The 17415-nt window shown below is 73.0% G+C and carries 19 protein-coding genes; 7 read left to right on the forward strand and 12 right to left on the reverse strand.

Annotated elements, in window-relative coordinates; genetic code table 11:
• Positions 1-104 precede the first annotated feature (104 nt).
• Complete coding sequence (locus ABZ877_RS01550; protein ID WP_361062422.1) at positions 105-785, forward strand: class I SAM-dependent methyltransferase; 681 nt, start codon at positions 105-107, stop codon at positions 783-785.
• Here ABZ877_RS01550 and ABZ877_RS01555 read toward each other — a convergent pair.
• From ABZ877_RS01555 to ABZ877_RS01565, 3 genes are all read right to left on the reverse strand, one after another.
• The gene (locus tag ABZ877_RS01555) at positions 740-1633 is read right to left on the reverse strand and encodes a GNAT family N-acetyltransferase (RefSeq protein ID WP_361062425.1); all 894 of its coding nucleotides are present in this window, start codon (positions 1631-1633) and stop codon (positions 740-742) included. The genes ABZ877_RS01550 and ABZ877_RS01555 overlap by 46 nt on opposite strands.
• Positions 1634-1714: 81 nt before the next feature.
• Positions 1715-2272: a GH25 family lysozyme gene (locus ABZ877_RS01560; protein WP_361062428.1), complete on the reverse strand. Its 558-nt coding sequence runs from the start codon at positions 2270-2272 to the stop codon at positions 1715-1717.
• Positions 2273-2441: 169 nt separating this feature from the next.
• Complete coding sequence (locus ABZ877_RS01565) at positions 2442-2834, reverse strand: VOC family protein (protein WP_361062431.1); 393 nt, start codon at positions 2832-2834, stop codon at positions 2442-2444.
• A gap of 135 nt (positions 2835-2969) precedes the next feature.
• Between ABZ877_RS01565 and ABZ877_RS01570 the strand changes: the two genes are divergently transcribed.
• The 4 genes from ABZ877_RS01570 to ABZ877_RS01585 are packed head-to-tail and all read left to right on the forward strand — an operon-like array spanning position 2970 to position 6221.
• Positions 2970-3413, forward strand: a complete 444-nt coding sequence (locus ABZ877_RS01570; protein WP_361062433.1) for a MerR family transcriptional regulator — start codon at positions 2970-2972, stop codon at positions 3411-3413.
• A complete protein-coding gene (locus ABZ877_RS01575) occupies positions 3410-4387 on the forward strand; it encodes an aldehyde reductase (protein ID WP_361062436.1) in 978 nt (325 codons plus the stop codon). The genes ABZ877_RS01570 and ABZ877_RS01575 overlap by 4 nt, the downstream gene beginning before the upstream one ends.
• 60 nt (positions 4388-4447) lie before the next feature.
• A complete protein-coding gene (locus tag ABZ877_RS01580; protein ID WP_361062439.1) occupies positions 4448-5209 on the forward strand; it encodes a ZIP family zinc transporter in 762 nt (253 codons plus the stop codon).
• A 43-nt stretch (positions 5210-5252) separates the two neighbouring features.
• On the forward strand, positions 5253-6221 hold the full coding sequence (locus tag ABZ877_RS01585) for a hypothetical protein (protein ID WP_361062442.1): 969 nt from the start codon (positions 5253-5255) through the stop codon (positions 6219-6221).
• On the opposite strand, the gene ABZ877_RS01590 is transcribed toward ABZ877_RS01585, so the two are convergent.
• The 9 genes from ABZ877_RS01590 to ABZ877_RS01630 all read right to left on the reverse strand — a co-directional run bounded on the left by ABZ877_RS01590 (position 6161) and on the right by ABZ877_RS01630 (position 15615).
• Complete coding sequence (locus tag ABZ877_RS01590; protein ID WP_361062445.1) at positions 6161-7729, reverse strand: alpha/beta hydrolase; 1569 nt, start codon at positions 7727-7729, stop codon at positions 6161-6163. The genes ABZ877_RS01585 and ABZ877_RS01590 overlap by 61 nt on opposite strands.
• A complete protein-coding gene (locus tag ABZ877_RS01595) occupies positions 7726-8952 on the reverse strand; it encodes a serine hydrolase domain-containing protein (protein WP_361062448.1) in 1227 nt (408 codons plus the stop codon). Before ABZ877_RS01595 ends, ABZ877_RS01590 begins: the two co-directional genes overlap by 4 nt.
• A gap of 149 nt (positions 8953-9101) precedes the next feature.
• Positions 9102-9389: a hypothetical protein gene (locus tag ABZ877_RS01600; RefSeq protein ID WP_361062451.1), complete on the reverse strand. Its 288-nt coding sequence runs from the start codon at positions 9387-9389 to the stop codon at positions 9102-9104.
• A 66-nt stretch (positions 9390-9455) separates the two neighbouring features.
• Positions 9456-9905: a spore-associated protein gene (locus ABZ877_RS01605; RefSeq protein ID WP_361062454.1), complete on the reverse strand. Its 450-nt coding sequence runs from the start codon at positions 9903-9905 to the stop codon at positions 9456-9458.
• Between the two features lie 132 nt (positions 9906-10037).
• Complete coding sequence (locus tag ABZ877_RS01610) at positions 10038-12251, reverse strand: FlgD immunoglobulin-like domain containing protein (RefSeq protein ID WP_361062457.1); 2214 nt, start codon at positions 12249-12251, stop codon at positions 10038-10040.
• A gap of 129 nt (positions 12252-12380) precedes the next feature.
• Positions 12381-12968, reverse strand: coding sequence for a TetR/AcrR family transcriptional regulator (locus tag ABZ877_RS01615; RefSeq protein ID WP_361062460.1), 588 nt, complete (start codon positions 12966-12968; stop codon positions 12381-12383).
• A 59-nt stretch (positions 12969-13027) separates the two neighbouring features.
• A complete protein-coding gene (locus tag ABZ877_RS01620; protein ID WP_361062463.1) occupies positions 13028-13729 on the reverse strand; it encodes an SDR family oxidoreductase in 702 nt (233 codons plus the stop codon).
• 139 nt (positions 13730-13868) lie between these two features.
• Positions 13869-14921, reverse strand: coding sequence for a HAMP domain-containing sensor histidine kinase (locus ABZ877_RS01625; protein WP_361062466.1), 1053 nt, complete (start codon positions 14919-14921; stop codon positions 13869-13871).
• 10 nt (positions 14922-14931) lie between these two features.
• A complete protein-coding gene (locus ABZ877_RS01630; protein ID WP_361062469.1) occupies positions 14932-15615 on the reverse strand; it encodes a response regulator transcription factor in 684 nt (227 codons plus the stop codon).
• Between the two features lie 86 nt (positions 15616-15701).
• Here ABZ877_RS01630 and ABZ877_RS01635 point away from each other — a divergent pair, with 86 nt between their 5' ends.
• Positions 15702-16367: a D-alanyl-D-alanine carboxypeptidase family protein gene (locus ABZ877_RS01635; RefSeq protein ID WP_361062472.1), complete on the forward strand. Its 666-nt coding sequence runs from the start codon at positions 15702-15704 to the stop codon at positions 16365-16367.
• Between the two features lie 38 nt (positions 16368-16405).
• Positions 16406-17398: an endonuclease/exonuclease/phosphatase family protein gene (locus tag ABZ877_RS01640; protein ID WP_361062891.1), complete on the forward strand. Its 993-nt coding sequence runs from the start codon at positions 16406-16408 to the stop codon at positions 17396-17398.
• Positions 17399-17415 lie beyond the last annotated feature (17 nt).

Here is a 17415-nt window from a genome sequence, read left to right on the forward strand (position 1 = left end):
TCGCATGCCCCGTCACGGTCCCTTCACACCTCGGGTCGGTCCAGGGTCGCGGTGATGCCCCGGCACTCTGTGCGGGGCTGGCCCGGTCGTGCCACCATCCGCGGATGGAGACACGGGAGAGCGCGTCATGGGACGCGGAGTACCGCAGCGGCCGCTACGAGGACGACCCGCCGGTCGGCTTCGTGCAGGACATCGTGGCGGCGGCCCGGACCCTCCGCCCCGACGCCCAGGGCCTCTACGTGGGCTGCGGCAACGGCCGCAACTACCTCCCCCTGCGCGCGGCGGGCCTGCACCTCATCGGCCTCGACATCTCCGACGTGGCCCTGGCCGCACTGGCACGCCGCTCGCCCGAGGACGCCGGGCACCTCGTCCACGGCACCGTCGACGACCTGCCCGCCGACCGGCTCTTCGACATGGTCGTGGGCATCCAGGTGTTCCAGCACGGCGACAGGGCCACCGCCCACGCCCACCTGCGGGCGGCGCTGCGGCGAGTGCGGGTGGGCGGCCTGTTCTGCCTCCGGGTCAACGCCGTCGGCACGGACGTCCATCCTGCCCACCGGATCACCGAGCGCGCACCGGACGGCGGCTTCACCGTCGAGTACCTGGAAGGCGCCAAACGGGGCCTGCGCATCCACTTCTTCAGCCGCCCCGAACTCACGGAGCTGCTCCCGCCCACCGACTTCGCCCCGCTCCTCCCTCCACGCATCCACCGGACCCACCGCCGTCCGCTCGACCGGCGTCACACGTGTGACGGGAAGACGGGTTCCGGAGGATCGAAGCGGTAGCCGGCGAAGTCGGCGATGTGGAGGTATCCGAGGCGTTGGTAGAGCGCGTTGCTGGTCGGGTTGGCCGGGTCGGTGAACAGGACGACGTCCGTCGCGCCCGCGGCCAGGGCGGCGCCGCTGGTCTCCGCGGTGACGGCTGCGGCGTAGCCGCGTCCACGGAAGGGGGCCGGGGTGTAGACGGGGTCCACGCGGACCATGCCCCCGATGACCGAGGTCGCGGCCGCCATGGCGACGGGTGTGCCGTCCGGCGTCTCCCAGAAGGTGAAGTGCCGGTCGCCGAAGCGCGACGCGTCCCAGCGCCCCGCGTCGATCAGGTCGATGGAGAACTGCTCACCGACGTCGACGCAGAACTCGCGGCACCAGCGCACGACGTGCTCCCGGTCCGCCCCGCCCGTGACACGCCCCCGCCCTTCGGGACGCGGACGCGGCCAGGCGAGGTCGCCGAGCCGGTACAGGTGTGTCGACCAGAAACGTGTGATCGCGGCGCCCGTGTGCTGCTGCCATGCCTCGGCGAAGGCATCGGCGGTGTCCCGGTCGGCGATGACATAGGCGGGGGTGTGGCCGATGCCGGTCAGGTGTGCGGCGAGGGTGTGCGCCTGCGCGGGGGAGAGGGGGGTGAGCCCCAGGCGGCCGAGCGCGGTGAGGTAGCAGATGGCGCGGACCTCGCCGTCGACCTCCAGCCGGCCGAGCACGGGGGCGTCGTCGGGGTCGGCCGAACGGCTCGTGCGGAGTTTCTCCAGGTCGGTGAGGGGCGTGTTGTGCAGCGCGGGGCGCGAGCGCAGGAAGTCCCCGGCGCGGGCGAGGAAGTCGTCGACGTCATGGGTGAGGTGCCAGCCATCCGGAAGCATGCCTCATGATCCCGGATGTGCGTGCGCCGGGGAACGGCATCCGCTGCGAGCACACCCCGACAGGTTCGCGGCTGCGTCCCGTCAGGCGCCGTCCGCCCACTGGCGGAGCGCGTCGCGGTCGGGGAACTGGGCCACGTTCTTGTCGTGCGGGTGCGAGGTGTACTGGTGGAAGAGCCAGTCGGCCCGGATGCGGGGTTCGCCCGCGCTGACGTAGTCGGCGATCCAGAGGCCGTCCCCGGCGTAGGAGGCCGTGTCGGCGTTCAGCCAGAAGTCGCGGTTCGTGTACAGGACGACGCGATGGTGCGGCCGTTGCGCCTTCAGCCTGCGGATGAAGCGGTCCTTCTCCGCGCTGGAGGCGTGGCTGCCGTTGCCGGTCGCCTCCCAGTCCACGGCCAGGACGTCGCCGGGTTTCTCGGGGATCTTGGAGAGGAAGTGACGGGCCTGGGCGCGGATACGGCCCGGCCACAGGAAGTGGTAGTAGCCGACGACGAGCCCGGCGCGGCGTCCCGTCCGCGTCTGGGCCTCGATGTGGGGGTTGGTGTAGGTGCGGCCCTCGGTGGCTTTGATGAAGACGAAGGACTGGTCGTCGGTGGCGTAGGAGGGCGGTTGGTACGCGCTGATGTCGAGGCCGTGCAGCATGTGGGGGGCTCCTCGCCGTGGTCCGTGACTGGCGCTGCCCGTGTGATGCCCGCTGGGGACACGACGACCCGCGGCCCCTCGATCGAACTCGGATCCGGCCAGTCACTCGTAAGGGTGGATGGCCGGATGCCCGAGGACGACAGGACCTCGCTCCACAGGTCCGGTTCGGCTACTTCGGCTCCGTCGCGATCGCGATGAGGTTGCCGCAGGTGTCGTCGAGGACGGCCATGGTGATGTCGTCCATCTCCAGCGGCTCCTGGGTGAAGCGCACGCCCAGGGCGCGCAGACGCTCGTACTCGGCGTGGACGTCGTCGACGGCGAACTGGGCGAGCGGGATGCCGTCCTGCACGAGGGAGTCCCGATAGGTGCGGGCCGCCGGGTGGGCCGCCGGTTCGAGGAGGAGTTCGGTGCCGCCGGGCTCCTCCGGGGAGACGACGGTCAGCCACCGGTCCTGTTCGCCGACGGGTACGTCGTGCTTCTTCACGAAGCCGAGCACATCGGTGTAGAAGGCCAGGGCCTTCGCCTGGTCGTCGACGAAGATGCTGGTGAGGTGGATCTTCATGGTGCGTTCTCCTGTGCATCGGTGGTTCGGTGGCGCCGTGTCGAGGTCGTGAAACTCTAAGCGCCTTCCCGCCTGCTCCGACGAGCTATATCGGGCATTTGCCTTCAAGCGCTTGAGGTGTGTTCTGCTCGCTCCATGACAGCGACAGCCTTCTCCATCCAGGACGTGGCCCGGCGCAGCGGGCTGAGCGAACCCACCCTGCGCTACTACGAGGAGATCGGCCTCATCGGCCCGGTCGACCGCGACGAACGCAGCGGACACCGCCGCTACCAGGAACGGGACCTCGACGAACTGCAGGCGCTCGCCTGCCTCCGCGCGGTCGGCATGAGCATCGAGGACATGCGCACCTACCAGGACAACCGCACCCGCGGACAGGCCGCCGCCGCCGAACAGCGCGACCTGCTGCTGCGCCACGCCGAGCGCGTCGAGGCCGAGATCGCCGCGCAGCGCGCCCGCCTCGCCTATCTGCGGGAGAAGGCCGCCCTGTGGGACGCCCGCGAACGCGGCGACGCGGCGGCGGAGGCGGAAGCCACCCGCCGCTCCCTCGCCGCAGCTCGCCGACTGGAGGTCACCCGATGAGCACGGTCCTGGTCACCGGCGGGTCCGGATACCTCGGCAGCCATCTGGTGGCGGCACTGCTACGGGCCGGCAGGCAGGTCCGTACGACGGTCCGCACGCTCGACCGCGAGCGGGACGTGCGGGCCGCGGTGCGCCGGGGCGGCGCGGACGACGCGGGCCTGGAGGTCGTCGCGGCGCACCTGCTCGCCGACGACGGCTGGGCCGCCGCGCTCGCCGGCTGCGCGGAGGTCCACCATGTGGCCTCCCCGATCCCGGTCGCTCAGCCCGACGACCCCGACGAGCTGATCGTGCCCGCCCGCGAGGGCACGCTGCGGGTGCTGCGTGCGGCCCGCGACGCGGGGGTCCGGCGCACCGTCCTCACCTCGTCCTTTGCCGCGGTCGGCTACACGCCCAAGCCCGGCGCCGAGTACACCGAGGCCGACTGGACCGACCCCGACACGCCCGGCCTCGCCCCCTACCCCCGTTCCAAGACGATCGCCGAACGCGCCGCCTGGGACTGGGCGGAGCGCGAGGGCGGCGGCATGGAACTCGTCGTGACCAACCCGGTGGGCATCTTCGGCCCCACCCTAACGACCGCCCTCGGCTCCTCCATGCAGCTCGTCAAGGCGATGCTCGACGGGACGATGGGCGTCGCCCCCCGCGCCCGCTTCGGCATCGTCGACGTACGGGACGTGGCCGATCTGCACCTGCGCGCGATGGCCGCCCCCGGGGCCGCGGGCCGCCGCTACCTGGCCGTCGCCGACGGCCCGACGCTCAGCTTCGTCGAACTGGCCGGAATCCTCCACGACCGCCTCGGCCCGCTCGCCGCCCGCGCCCCCCGCCAGGAGGCCCCCGGCGAGGACCTGCCCCGCCCGGTCATCCACAACGCCCGGGCCCGCGAAGAACTCGGCTGGCACCCACGCCCCGCCACGACGACGATCGTGGAGACGGCCGAGCGCCTGCGCGACCTGTCACTGGTGGACGCGCACGGCTGACTCCGGGACGGTTCGACAGCCCCGGGTGAGCGGGGTCGTGGTCCGGGTACCGGTGGCCGCATGAGTGAAGTGGTGCAGGCGGGACTGTGGGGACTGGTGGCCGGATCGGCGCTGTTGGTGGGCGCGGCGCTCGGGTACGGGGTGCGCATTCCCCAGAAGGCGATCGCGACGGTGATGGCGTTCGGTGCCGGGGTGCTCCTTTCGGCGGTCTCCTTCGAGCTGGTGGACGAGGCGTACGGGGAGGGCGGGCTCGGCCCCGCCGCGATCGGCACACTCGCCGGCGCCGGCGCCTACACGCTCGGCAACATCTGGCTGGCCCGGCGCGGGGCCCGGCACCGCAAGCGGTCGGGGGGCGGGCGGGGCCCGTCGCAGCCGACGGAGGGCGAGCAGAGCGGCTCCGGTACGGCGCTGGCGCTCGGCGCGCTCCTCGACGGTGTGCCGGAGTCGGCGGTCATCGGCGTCAGCCTCCTCCAGGGCGGCGCGGTGAGCCTGGTGACCGTGGCGGCCGTGTTCATCAGCAACGTGCCCGAGGGTCTTTCGAGCTCGGCGGGCATGAAGCGGGCCGGGCGCGGCAAGGGCTACGTGTTCGGGGTGTGGGCGGCGATCGCGGCGGCGAGCACGGTCTCCGCCGTCCTGGGCTACTCGGTGATCGGGGCGTTCTCCCCGGCGGTGATCGCCGCGGTGACGGCCGTGGCCGCGGGCGCGATCCTCGCCATGATCGCCGACACGATGATCCCGGAGGCGTTCGAGGAGGCGCATCTCGCGATCGGTCTGGTGACCGTGTGCGGGTTCCTGGTCTCGTTCGCCCTCTCACACGTGTGACGTTGCGCAACGTGGCGTCGCGGAAGTTGAGCCGGATGCCGACATGGGCGCCGTCGAGTGTGACGCCGCCGTCGACGGTGAGGCCGAGACCGAGGTCGACGTTGCGGCTGACCTGGATGTCGACGGCCTCCAGGGCGATGTCGCCGGGGTTCGAGAGGCGTGCGCCGCAGAAGCCCAGGCCCGCCGCGACCGTGGCGCCGGAGAGGATGACGCGGCCTTCCGCGCTGAAGTCCGGGTGGCAGGTGAAGTCCTCGCCGGTCTGGACGTGGTAGGCGTCGAGGGCGTGGCCGCCCGGGTTGCGCAGCGTGGCGCCTTCGAGGTCGAACTCGCCGGAGACGACGGCGCCGGAGAGCCGGAAGCCCCCTTGGACGGTGAGGTTGGTGGCCAGGATGTTGCCGCCGACGGTGAGCCGAATCGCCGAGATGGCCTCGACGCCCGGGGCGGTGATCACCGTGTCCTGGAGCTCCCAGTCGCCGTGGATCTGGGCGCGGCCGAGCACGAGGGGCCCGCTCAGGCGCGAGCGGGCCACCACGAGCCGTCCGTCGATCTGTGCCGAGCCGGCGGCGAGTCCGGGCAGTGTGCAGTCGGTGAGCACCAGGTCCCGGGTCCTGGCGCCCCGGAACGACGGCGCGTCGTCGAAGCGGCACGCGGTCAGGACGACCGGCGCCGTGATCTCGGCGAACCGCAGGTCCAGGGCGCCGGTGATCCTGGCGCCGGTCAGACGCAGCGCCGGACGGTCGCCCGGGGCGGGCCCGGCGCCGTCACCGAGCAGCAGCGCCGCCACGACCTCCGCCCGTACGGCACCGTCCGCCGTGGACGCCTCGTCGCGGACGTCCACGGCACGGCCCCGGGCGAAGGCGCGCCACAACTGGCGCTCGGCGGCGTTGAGTTCGTCGACACGCATGATCGACGATCATCCCGGCGCACCCCGTTCGGGACAAGCGGGTTCGCTCAGCGCCCGTGCGCGTCGCAGCCGACGTCCTTGGCCGGAAGGCGGCCGGTGGCGAGGTAGGCGTTGACCGTGTCGTCGGCGCACGCGGAACCGTAGACACCGAACACCGCGTGCTGGTCGGCGCCGCGCAGGGTGACCAGGCGGGAGGAGGGCCAGGCCCGGCGCACCGCCGCGGCGCCTTCGTAGACGGTGCGCGGGTCGCCCGTGGCGTTGACGAGGAGCGCGGGCGCGTCGGTCGTGATGTGGGTCGGGCGTTCGCGGGGCCGGTCCCAGAACGCGCACGGGTTGAGGTTGTCGGTGACGGGACCGAACAGGGCGTCACGCGCGCGTGCCCGTTGTATGTCGCGCCAATAGGTGTCCGGGTTCCTCGGGGCGGCGACGTCACCGCACAGGATCGCCGTCTGGACACTGCCGTACGCGGAGGCGGAGCCGGTCAGTTCGAAGCCGAGGACTTCGGCGAGCCAGGGGGAGGGGGTGACGCGCTGCCGGTCGGCGGCGCGCCGCAGGTCCTGGACGGCCCGGGCGAAGTCCCCGTAGGCGGAGGCGTTGTCCTGGGAGAGTCCGTTGAAGAGGATGAGGGGGAGTATGTGCTCGTCCACCCGGTGTTCCCCGATCCGCAGGGGCTTGCGGGTGGCGGCGGCCTGGAGGCGGTCCACGGTCGCGAGGACGGCCGCGCGGGTGCGGCCGAGTCCGTAGGTGGCGTCCCGGGCGGCGGCCCAGGAGGCCCAGCCTTGAAGGGCGTGCCGGTTGGCCTTGCCGACACCGCGCAGGAGTCGGGGCCCGTAGGCGTCCGGGTCGATGACGCCGTCCAGGACGAGCCGGTCGGTGCGGCCGGGGAACATGCTCGTGTACACCTGGCCGAGGTAACTGCCGTAGGAGTAGCCGAGGTAGGAGATCCGCCGCTCGCCGAGCGCGGCGCGGATGACGTCCATGTCGCGGGCGGTGTTCCGGGTGGTGGCGTACGGCACGACGTCACCGGCGTATCGGCGGCAGCGTTCGGCGAGGTCGCGGGAGAAGGCCGCCATGCGGTCGAACCCGGCGCGGTCGGCGCCCGCGCCGCGGAACGCGGAGCCGGTCGGCCAGTGGCAGTCGAGCGGGGTGGACCGGCCGACGAAGCGCGGGTCCACGCCGATCACGTCGAAGCGCGCGGCGACGTCCTTCATCGCCTTGCCGACCCACGGCGGGTCGCCGATCGTCTGCCCGCCGGGTCCACCGCCGTTGAGCAGCAGCGGGCCGACGCGGTGGGCGGTGTCCGTGGCGCGGATCCGGGAGATCGCGACGGTGATCGTCCGGCCGCCGGGGTGGGCGTAGTCGAGCGGTACGGTCACGTCGGCGCACTCGGCGCCCGCCTGTTCGAGCTCCTTGCCGGTCGCGTCGTCCGGGCCGAGTACACAGCTCTTCCAGTCGAGGCGCTGGTGGTGGTAGCGGGCGAGGGGGTCGGAGGCGGCGTGGGCCTGCGGGGTCATGGCGGGCAGTGCGGTGAGGGCGAGCGCGGTGGCGGCCAGGCCGAGCGCCGCCTTCCGGGTCGTTCCCGTGGCACGCTGCCGGGGGTGGGCCGAGCGGATCACTGGTGGTTCCCTTCGCTGGGGTTCGTCGTTGCGTGGGACGGCGGGGTTTCGCAGAACGCGGTCTCGACGACGTCGAGGAAGTCCTGTTCGGCCTGGAGCGTGTCCGGTACCTGCGTGAGCGCGACGGCGACGCCGCGCCCGTCGGGGCCCACGGCGGTCAGCGCCCGGTGGCCGCCGGGCACGGTGCCCGCGTGGCCCCACCACTGGCCGCCGCACCGCAGCGGGGAGGCGATCAGACCGAGCCCGTAGCGGGCGCCGGGCCAGAGCCGGTCGGGGTCGGCGGCCACGGTGCGGCGCATCTCGGCGAGTTGGGCCGGGGGCAGGAGTCGGCCGCCGAGGAGCGCGGTGCTGAACCGGGTCAGGTCGGCGGGTGTGGAGATGAGCGCGCCGCCGACACCGCCGAAGGTCGTGTTCCACGCGGTGCCGTCGGTGAGGCGGCCGTCCTCGGCGGTGAAGTAGGAGCGGGAGTGCGGTCCGTGGATGCGGGGGTCGTCGCCGGGCCAGTACGTGTCGCGCAGGCCGAGGGGGCGGATCACACGGCGGGTGATCTCCGCCTCGGGGGAGTGGCCGGTGACCTTGCCGATGATCAGGCCCGCGAGGAGGTAGTTGGTGGTGGCGTAGTGCCATGTGCGGTCCGGGCGGGGCAGGTCGAGGGCGCGGGCGACGAGCTCGCGGGGCTCGAAGTGGCGGTACCGAAGGCGTTCGGGGTGCTCCCACTCGGGGGCTTCGAGGTAGTCGGGCAGTCCGCTGGTGTGCTGGAGGAGCTGCCGTACGGTGATGTGGCGGCCGTCGTGACCGTTGCGCCGGACCAGGCCGGGAAGGTAGTGGTCGACGGGGGCGTCGAGCGCGACGCGGTGTTCGGCGGCGAGCTGGAGGACGACGGTCGCGGTGAACGTCTTCGTGACGCTGCCCGCGCGCAAGCGGTCCGTGGCGTTCATGGGGCGGCCCGTGGAGCGGTCGGCCGTCCCGACGGCCTCGGTGTGCGTCGCGCAGGGCGCGCCCTTGTCGGCGTCGGTGATCAGGACGGCGGCACCGGTGATGTGATCGCGGCCGGTGAGTGTGCGCAGCGCCCCGCGCAGTTCGTCGTGCGGTCCGCAGACGGTACGCGGCGCGGCGCCGGTCGGCTGGGCCACGGCCGGGGCGACGGGCAGGAGAAGGGCTGCCAGCAACGCCGCCGCACCGGCACGTCGGCGCGGGCTCGTGGAGATCAGTAAGGGTGGCATGCGGCCACGCTAGGCACCCGCCGACACCGGGTCACTCGGGCTGCCTGCCCAGTCGGGGGTGGGGACAGCCGCAGTACAGGGGGTGTGGCGGCCCCCCGGAGGGGGCGTCGCCGTCGGCCGCGACGAGCCTTGTGTCTCGTCCGGTCGTCTCAGCCGAGACCGCGGTGCGCGGCCCACAACTCCCCCGCGCGTCCGGCGGCTCGCGCGATGAGCGCCACCAGTTCGGGGTCGTCGGGGACGGGGAACGACACGTAGGCGCCCCGGCCGCCCTCGACCGGCCTGCCGTACGCCTTGGTGGCGAGATGGCCGTCGGGGAGGAGCCGGACGTTCAGCGTGGTTAGGGCGAACACCTGGCCGCGCCGGGTGTCCGTCCAGCGGAGCGCTTCAGGGATCGTGACGTTGATGGCCAGAGCATTCACTTGGAGATCGTCACTCATGTGCGGATGATCTCACGCGCGCCACCGCCCCGGCCGGGTGCGCGACCCGGCCGGGGCGGGCGGAAGTCAGCGGACCGTGGTGACCCGCTGCTCCTTCAGGGCCCCGCAGTTGGAGCCGGAGACGGAGACGTAGATGTTCTTGATGCTGCCGCCCCAGTCCACGCAGTGGCCCTTGCCGTAGACGTAGGCCGGACCGGCGTACGAGGTGTAGCGGCCGGAGTCCGAGGCGCCCTGGTCGGTGTCGGGCACGTAGATCCATGCCGACATGTCGACCGCCGTGCCCGGCGTGGAGCGGATGGTGGCCACACAGTTGCGGCCGTTGCCGCTGTTGTAGGTGAGGTAGATGGTCCCGAGCGATCCGACCGCCGCGGAGTTCACGGTCTTGTAGGCGCTGCCGCAGACCTTCTGCGGCGTGGTGTTGGGCGCGGCGGAGGCCGGTGACGCCAGGACGGCCGTGGAGCCCGCCGCGAGGGCCGCCACCGCGGAGAGTGACAGAACAGAACGGTTGAATCGCATATTTCCCCCTTGTTGTTCTTGGAGTGCTTCCTCCTGCTTGGTGTGACATCCCGGACCGGGCAAGGGTTGTCGTGTCGTCGACGAAGTGGCCGAGATGTGAGGGTGTGGCCGGATGTGCGCGGTGACGGCTCGTCAGTTCACCGTGGTCGTCCCGGACAACGACAAGGCCGGTCCCTGCCCGTCGCGAGGCTCGGCCGTCAGGTCCCAGGTGTACGTGCCCCGGGCGACCGGGCGCCCGGCGTCGTCCACGCCGTTCCAGGACGCGCGGACGGCGGCGGCCGCGGTGGCCCCCGTCAGGGTGCGCACGACCGACCCGCTGCCGCCGTACAGCTTCAGCGTCCAGGTGGCGGGCTTGTTGAGCTGCCACACCGGCTGCCAGGGCGACGCGGTCGTCGGCCCCGGGCCCGCCTCGGTCTGCGCCTCCAGCTGGGCCAGGGGAGAGGTGGGCACCTTCGCGGTGACGAGCGCCACCTCACCGCTCGTGGCGGTGAGGTAGGCGATGTGGCCGCCGAACCGGTCCACTGCCCAACGCCCCGTGTGGCCGCCGGTGTTCTTGTCGTAGGCAGGCAGCACGGCGACGGTGCGCGTGGTCGCCGTTCCCGAGTGGAAGTCGGTGAGCAGCAGCGCGTGGCTGGTGCGGTCCTCCCGGACCAGGTAGCCGTCGGCGAGCCGGCCCTGCCCGGCCGGTACGGGGATCGCGCGGCCGGTGGCACGGTCGTACACGCCCGCCGGACCGGTGCTGCCGCAGGACCAGTACAGCCAGGCGTTGACCGCCTGGAGTTCGCTCGGGATGCACGGGGCGCCGGTGTCCACCGTCGCCACGTTCCGCTTCGCCTTCAGGTCGTACGCGACGACGCTGCCCTCGGTCGTGCCCGGGGTCCACAGCCGCTGGCCCCAGATCGCGGCGGCGGTCCGGGTACGGCTGAGCGTGATCGCGCCGTCAGCGCCGCGCGCGAAGTCGGCGACCTTCTGCACGCCCGGGGTGGAGCCGTTGTAGAGGACGTAGCGGCCGGTGCCGGTGCCGATGCGGCCCTTGGTGTCACCGGTCGGCGCGTTCGCGTACGACGTGGCGCTGTTGGCTGTGCGCACCGTCTCGGTGCCGTCCGCGCCCGTGGCAAGGTACGCGAACCTGCCGTCACCGAGCGCCTCCAGTTGCGGGCAGGCCGCGTCCCCGCCCAGGCAGGGCGAGACGTCGCGGACGCTGATGCGGAAGGTCTGGCGGCCGGCGGGCTTGCCGTCGCGGTCGAGCGGGACCGCGTAGACGGAGTTGACGCCGCCGGTGTTGGTGGGGTTGCCCTGCATCAGCAGTTCGCCGCCCGCCAGCATCAGCCCGTCGATGGAGGCCCTGAGGGCGGGCACGCGCAGCACGCGGGCGGCGGTGGCGTCGCCGTCCGCGGCGGCGGTGATCCGGTGCACGTACCAGTCGTCGCTGTCCGCTCCGCCCGTCGCGAGCGCGCCGCCATCGAGGCTCGGGGCGATCGCCCCGTAGGAGTTGTCGACGAGGGTGCGCCGGACGCCGGTCGTCAAGGAGGTGGCCTGGAGCGTGGGGCGCTCCCCGACGGGCAGGAACTCCGCGTTGCCGCTCAAGAGTTGGTCCCCCACGACGGCCAGGGGGTTGCCCAGGTACGAGGACACGGTCACGGGCGCCGTCCCGGGCTCCGCGTCGGTACGCAGGGCGCGGTTGCCGACGATCAGCCAGCGGTCGTTGAAGAGCACGGTGCCCGAGCCCGCGATCGACACGCCGAGCGTGCCGTCGGCGAGGTCGACGAGGCCCGTCGACACCGTGCCGTCCACGCGGTGGCCGACGGCGAGGTACCGGACGGAGCCGCCCGTGGTGACCGTGCCGGTGAACTCGGCGCCGGACGGCAGACCCGTCACCGGGATGTCCCGCGTGGCGCCGTCGTCCCCCGCGCGCAGCACGTGCAGCGCGCCCGCCGCGTCCTTGGTGAGCACGCTCCAGCCGACCGCCGCCAGATAGGTCTGCTCGGCGGGCACGGTGACCTTGGCGGTGACGCCCGTGGCGTGGTGCTGCTGCGTGACGACACCGCCGCTCCGGCCGGTGAGCACGTCCGCGCCCGAGGCGAGGTCGCCGGGGCCGGGGTGCGCGGGCGGGGTCACGCCCTCGTAGTCCGCCCAGAGCGCCTGCGATGAGCCGTTCTGCGGCAGCGTGTAGCGCAGCCCGGACGCGCCCGCCCAGAGGTAGCGCACCTCGGTCGGCCTGACCATGCTGAACTGCGTCACCGCGACGGGCTCGTCGGCGGCGTACGCGGGTGCGGTCTGCGCGGCGTACGACAGGGCCAGCGCCCCGCCCACGGCCAGCACACCAAGTCTTCGTGAACGACCCATGTCCGTGTCTCCCTCCCCGGCCGCACGCGAGCATGTGTCTCGCGCGTCGCCGCACATGCAAGCCACGTCGGCGGGCGGGCACCGGAAGGGGAGGTGAACGGCGGGTGGGGCGCAGGTGTCGGGGCCGCGTCAGCTCGCGGGGTGTTCCTCCATGCCCGCCGCGTCGAGCAGAACCTTGACCGTGGAGGTGGTCAGGCCCTGCAAGGTGTCCGCCTTCGCACCCGCGCGGGCGCTCGCTCCGTCGAAGACCAGGGCGAGCTGACGGGCGAGCAGTTCGGGGTCGCGGGCGCCGCCGCGCTCGGCCTCCGCGCGGAAGGCGTCGAGCAGGCCGTTCTTCGCGCGCAGGGCGACGACGCTCGCCGGGTGCTCGGGGTCCTTGAGCTCGACCAGCGCCGACAGGAACGGGCAGCCCCGGTAGCCGTCCTCCGCGGACGACCGCTCCAACTGCTCGAACACGGACAGGATGCGCTCGCGCGGCGGCGCGGAGGTCTCCGCGTCGAGGCCGAGCCTGCGCCGGTACTCGGGCGCCCGCCGCTCCAGGCTCTCCGCGAGCACCTCGTCCTTGCCCTCGAAGAGCTGGTACATCGACCGCTTGGACACCCCGGCGGACCGGCACAGGGCCTCGACGCCGAGGGAGACCCCGTCGCGGTAGAAGAGTTCCATGGCCGCGTCGAGCAGCCGGTCCCTGGTGGACGCCTTGTCCGTACTGGTGGCCATGGGGCGAGGTTACCTCCGGGGCCCGGCGATCCGAAACCGATCGGTGTACGAGCGGGCGGTCAGGCCGCCAGCTGCGGGTACAGGACCGGCAGGTCGGCCGAGAGACCCGCCTTGACCTTGCGAGTCAGGTCGTCGGCGAGCACCTCGAAGGCCCCGTTCTCGATCCCGTCGAGGGCCTGCGCCGCCACGTCGGCGGGCGAGGACTTGGGGGCGTCGACCGCCGCGGCCATGTCCGTGTCGACGTAGCCGACATGGAGCCCGGTGACGGAGATGCCGCGCGGGGCGAGGTCGAGGCGCAGGGAGTTGGTCTGGGACCACAGCGCGGCCTTGGAGGCGCTGTAGGAGCCGGCCAGGCCGATCCACGACAGCACGGAGTGGACGTTGAGGAGGTGTCCGCCGCCGGCGCGCTCGATGACGGGGACGAAGGCGCGGGCGGTGAGCAGCGGCCCGTAGAAGTTCGTCTCGAAGTCCTTGCGCACGTCGTCCAGCGGCGAGTCCAGGAAGGACGCGTTCGTGGAGACACCGGCGTTGTTGATCAGGATGGTCACGTCCTGCGCCGCCCGCGCGGCGGCCTCGACGGACGCCGGGTCGGTGACTTCGAGGGCCAGCGGTACGGCGCGCGGGTCCGTGATCGTCCGCGGGTCGCGTGCGGTGGCGTACACCTTCTTCGCGCCGCGTTCGAGGAGGCCGTCCACGAACGCCTTTCCGATGCCCCTGCCGCCGCCTGTCACCAGGGCGACTGCGCCTTCGATCGCGGTCATGACTCGCTCCGTCCCGCTCTGCGGAAACCGATCGGTTTCCTGCCGTGGAAGCACAGTAAACCGATCGGTTTCACGGGGCAAGTCCAAAGCGAGGCCGGGGGGTCGCGCGCATCGGCCGGAGACGGCCGACACCGGCGGCTCACGCGCCGGTCGCGGGCAGTTCCACCGTCATCCGCAGTCCGCCGGACGCGCGCGGTGCGAGGGTGAGCGTCCCGTCGTGGGCCTCGGCGATCGTCTTGGCGATGGCCAGGCCGAGACCGGCCCCCGCATGATCGGTGTGGACGCGGTCGGTGCCGCGCCGGAACGGTTCGCTGAGCGTCGCCACCAGCGCGGGGGCGAGCACGTCACCGGTGTTCTCGACCGTGAGCACCACCCGGTCGGCGTGGACGCCGGTGCTGACCCACACAGCGCCCCCGTCGGGCAGGTTGTGGACGATCGCGTTGTGCACGAAGTTGACCGCCACCTGGCGCAGGAGCGCGGGCGATCCGCTCGTCGTGCCGACGTCGCCGTGGATCTCGATGGTGACGCCGTGCTTCTCCGCCAGGGGGAGCAGCGTCTCGACGGCCTCCTCCGCCACGAGCGACAGGTCGACGGGTTCGCGGGCGAAGGACCGCTGCTCGGCCCGGCTGAGCAGCAGCAGCGCCTCGGTCAGGGCGATGGCCCGGGTGTTGACGGCGTGGAGGCGGTCGAAGAGTTCGTCGGCGTCGCGGTCCGGGTCGCCGCGGGCCACGTCGAGGAGCGTCTTGGAGATGGCCAGCGGGGTGCGCAGCTCATGGGAGGCGTTGGCCGCGAACCTGCGCTGCTCGGCGACGTGTGCCTCCAGCCGCGCGAGCATCGTGTCGAAGGCGTCGGCGAGCTCCCGGAACTCGTCCTGCCGGCCGGGCAGCCGGACGCGGTGGGAGAGCGACCCGGTGGTCGCCAGCCGCGCGGCGTCCGTGACCCGGGTCAGCGGCGCGAGCATCCGTCCCGCCAGGAACCACCCTCCGACCAGGCCGAACAGCAGCAGGAACGCCAGAACGACGGCGGCCATCGGCGCGAAGGCGCGCAGGACGGCGAGCCGGTAGTCGGGGATGACGATGAGCCCGGGGTGCGGCACCCGCATGAGGAACACCCAGGCGGCCGCGAGCAGCAACACCCCCGCCAGGGTGAGGAACCCGGCATAGCTGAGGGTGAGCTTCAGCCGCACGCTCATCCCCGGCTCCCTAGGCACGGTCCGTCCCCCCGGGGCAGGTGTCGACGCGGTAGCCGACCCCCGGCACGGTGGCGATGAGCCACGGCTCCCCGAGGCGCTTGCGCAGCGCGGAGACCGTGATGCGCACGGCGTTGGTGAACGGGTCGGCGTTCGCGTCCCACGCCCGCTCCAGCAGCTCCTCGGCGCTGACCACCCCGCCCTCGGCGGCGACCAGGACCTCGAGCACCGCGAACTGCTTCCGGGTCAGCGCGACGAACCGGCCGTCCCGGAAGACCTCCCGGCGGAACGGGTCGACGCGCAGCCCCGCGATCTCCCGCACCGGCGGCCTGCTGTGCGCGCGCCTGCGATCCAACGCCCGCAAGCGCAGGACGAGTTCGCGCAGCTCGAAGGGTTTCGTCAGGTAGTCGTCCGCGCCGAGCTCGAACCCGGACGCCTTGTCGTCGAGCCGGTCGGCGGCGGTCAGCATGAGGATCGGCATACCGCTGCCGGACGCGACGATGCGCCGCGCGATCTCGTCACCGGACGGCCCCGGCACGTCACGGTCGAGGACGGCGATGTCGTACGTGTTCACACCCAGCAGCTCAAGGGCGGTCTCCCCGTCCAAGGCGATGTCGGCCGCGATCGCCTCCAGGCGGAGGCCGTCGCGGATGGCCTCCGCCATGTAGGGCTCGTCCTCGACGATCAGCACACGCATGCGTCGAGGCTACGAGCCGCCGCGTATCGGCGGCATATCGAAAACCGCATACGTGTCGGCAACACGGCTGCTCCTTCACTGGCGGTATGCACCGGACACCTCGCTCGGCACACACACGGAGCAGCCGTCGGCGCTGCTGGCCGCTCGTCGTCATCGCGTTGATCGCCGTCGTGGCGGCGACCGCCACGGTTGTCGGGCTGCGGACGAGCAGGCCCGCGTCCACCTCGGCGCCACCCCCTTCGACGGCCGGACCGTCCAAGAAGCCGGCACCGCGCGCCTCGCCCGAGGCGCACCGCGGCCCGCCCGACGAGGCCGACGGTGTCGTGCCCGACGGCGTCACCGTCTTCGACACCACCGTCCCGGCCGTCACCCGGCTCGACCCGGGCCTGCGCGACGCGCTGCGACGGGCGGCGAGGGCGGCCGGGGGCATCGTCTTCCACGTCAACAGCGGCTGGCGCTCGCCCGCCTACCAGAACCAGCTCCTGCGCGAGGCCGTCGCGAAGTACGGCTCCGAGGACGAGGCCGCCCGCTGGGTGGCGACCGCCGCCACCTCCCCGCACGTGTCCGGCGACGCCGTCGACCTCGGACGCTCCGACGCGACCGCGTGGCTGGCCGAGCACGGCGCCGCGTACGGGCTGTGCCCCGTCTACCGGAACGAACCCTGGCACTACGAGCTGCGCACCGCCGCGATCGCCGACGGCTGCCCGGCCCTGTACGCCGACCCCACCGAGGACCCGAGGATGCGGCAGTGATCAACAGTCTTCCCGCGCTGCGCGGCGGCGCCCGCCGCCTGTTCCGCGTCGCCCTGCGCCCCGAACCGTGGCGGCGCGGCCGGATCGTCGCGGTGTCCGCCGTGCTCCTGGCCCTGTTCCTCGGCCTGCACGCGTACGTCCCGGACGGCTTCGGCCACCTCGGCAGCCTCGTGGACACCTTCCTGCCCTGGTGCGGACTGCTCGTCCCCGTCCTCCTCGCGGCAGCGCTGTGGCGGCGCTCCGCCTGCGCCCTCACCGCACTCCTGCTGCCGGTCCTCGTGTGGCTGAACCTCTTCGGCGGCCTGCTCGGCGACAAGTCCCGTGCGGGCGGCGACCTCACCCTGGTCAGCCACAACGTCGGCGCGGACAACCACGACCCGGCCGCCACCGCCCGCACCCTCGCGGCCACCGGCGCCGACCTGCTCGCCCTGGAGGAGATCACCGCGCGGGCCCGACCCACGTACGAGAAGGAGCTGGCGTCGGCGTACCCGCACCACACCGTGCGCGGCACGGTCGGGCTGTGGAGCAGGCTGCCGCTGACGCGGACCGAACCGGTCGATCTCAGGATGGACTACGGGCCGCTCGCGGCCACCAAGCGGCAGCGCGCCGACGACACGGCCGACAACCGCGCGCTGCGCACCACCGTCACCACCGCTCGGGGGCCGCTCGCGGTGTACGTGGCCCACTTCGCCTCCACCCGGCTCACCCCGGGGGGCGGCTTCGGCACCGACCAGCGGAACCGGGGCGCACAGGCGCTCGGCGACGCGGTCGCCGCCGAACGGACGGCACGGGTCGTGCTGCTCGGCGACCTGAACGGGGCCACCGACGACCGCGCGTTCTCCGTCCTCACCGCCCACCTCCACTCGGCCCAGGACGTGGCGGGCGCGGGCTTCGGGTTCAGCTGGCCGGCCGCGTTCCCCGTGGTGCGGATCGACCACATCCTCGTACGAGGGGTGGAGCCGACGTCGTCCTGGGTGCTGCCCTCGACCGGCAGCGACCACCGGCCGGTGGCGGCCAGGGTCGCGTGGTGAGCGTCGTGTCGTGAAAG

It is taken from the genome of Streptomyces sp. NPDC046939 (assembly GCF_040644575.1).
Classification (GTDB): Bacteria; Actinomycetota; Actinomycetes; order Streptomycetales; family Streptomycetaceae; genus Streptomyces.

Bases quoted from the DNA above. Each gene is read 5' to 3' on its own strand.
- ABZ877_RS01550 (WP_361062422.1), top strand. From the start codon at position 105: ATGGAGACACGGGAGAGCGCGTCATGGGACGCGGAGTACCGCAGCGGC.
- ABZ877_RS01555 (WP_361062425.1), bottom strand. From the start codon at position 1,633: ATGCTTCCGGATGGCTGGCACCTCACCCATGACGTCGACGACTTCCTC.
- ABZ877_RS01560 (WP_361062428.1), bottom strand. From the start codon at position 2,272: ATGCTGCACGGCCTCGACATCAGCGCGTACCAACCGCCCTCCTACGCC.
- ABZ877_RS01565 (WP_361062431.1), bottom strand. From the start codon at position 2,834: ATGAAGATCCACCTCACCAGCATCTTCGTCGACGACCAGGCGAAGGCC.
- ABZ877_RS01570 (WP_361062433.1), top strand. From the start codon at position 2,970: ATGACAGCGACAGCCTTCTCCATCCAGGACGTGGCCCGGCGCAGCGGG.
- ABZ877_RS01575 (WP_361062436.1), top strand. From the start codon at position 3,410: ATGAGCACGGTCCTGGTCACCGGCGGGTCCGGATACCTCGGCAGCCAT.
- ABZ877_RS01580 (WP_361062439.1), top strand. From the start codon at position 4,448: ATGAGTGAAGTGGTGCAGGCGGGACTGTGGGGACTGGTGGCCGGATCG.
- ABZ877_RS01585 (WP_361062442.1), top strand. From the start codon at position 5,253: ATGGGCGCCGTCGAGTGTGACGCCGCCGTCGACGGTGAGGCCGAGACC.
- ABZ877_RS01595 (WP_361062448.1), bottom strand. From the start codon at position 8,952: ATGCCACCCTTACTGATCTCCACGAGCCCGCGCCGACGTGCCGGTGCG.
- ABZ877_RS01600 (WP_361062451.1), bottom strand. From the start codon at position 9,389: ATGAGTGACGATCTCCAAGTGAATGCTCTGGCCATCAACGTCACGATC.
- ABZ877_RS01605 (WP_361062454.1), bottom strand. From the start codon at position 9,905: ATGCGATTCAACCGTTCTGTTCTGTCACTCTCCGCGGTGGCGGCCCTC.
- ABZ877_RS01610 (WP_361062457.1), bottom strand. From the start codon at position 12,251: ATGGGTCGTTCACGAAGACTTGGTGTGCTGGCCGTGGGCGGGGCGCTG.
- ABZ877_RS01615 (WP_361062460.1), bottom strand. From the start codon at position 12,968: ATGGCCACCAGTACGGACAAGGCGTCCACCAGGGACCGGCTGCTCGAC.
- ABZ877_RS01620 (WP_361062463.1), bottom strand. From the start codon at position 13,729: ATGACCGCGATCGAAGGCGCAGTCGCCCTGGTGACAGGCGGCGGCAGG.
- ABZ877_RS01625 (WP_361062466.1), bottom strand. From the start codon at position 14,921: ATGAGCGTGCGGCTGAAGCTCACCCTCAGCTATGCCGGGTTCCTCACC.
- ABZ877_RS01630 (WP_361062469.1), bottom strand. From the start codon at position 15,615: ATGCGTGTGCTGATCGTCGAGGACGAGCCCTACATGGCGGAGGCCATC.
- ABZ877_RS01635 (WP_361062472.1), top strand. From the start codon at position 15,702: ATGCACCGGACACCTCGCTCGGCACACACACGGAGCAGCCGTCGGCGC.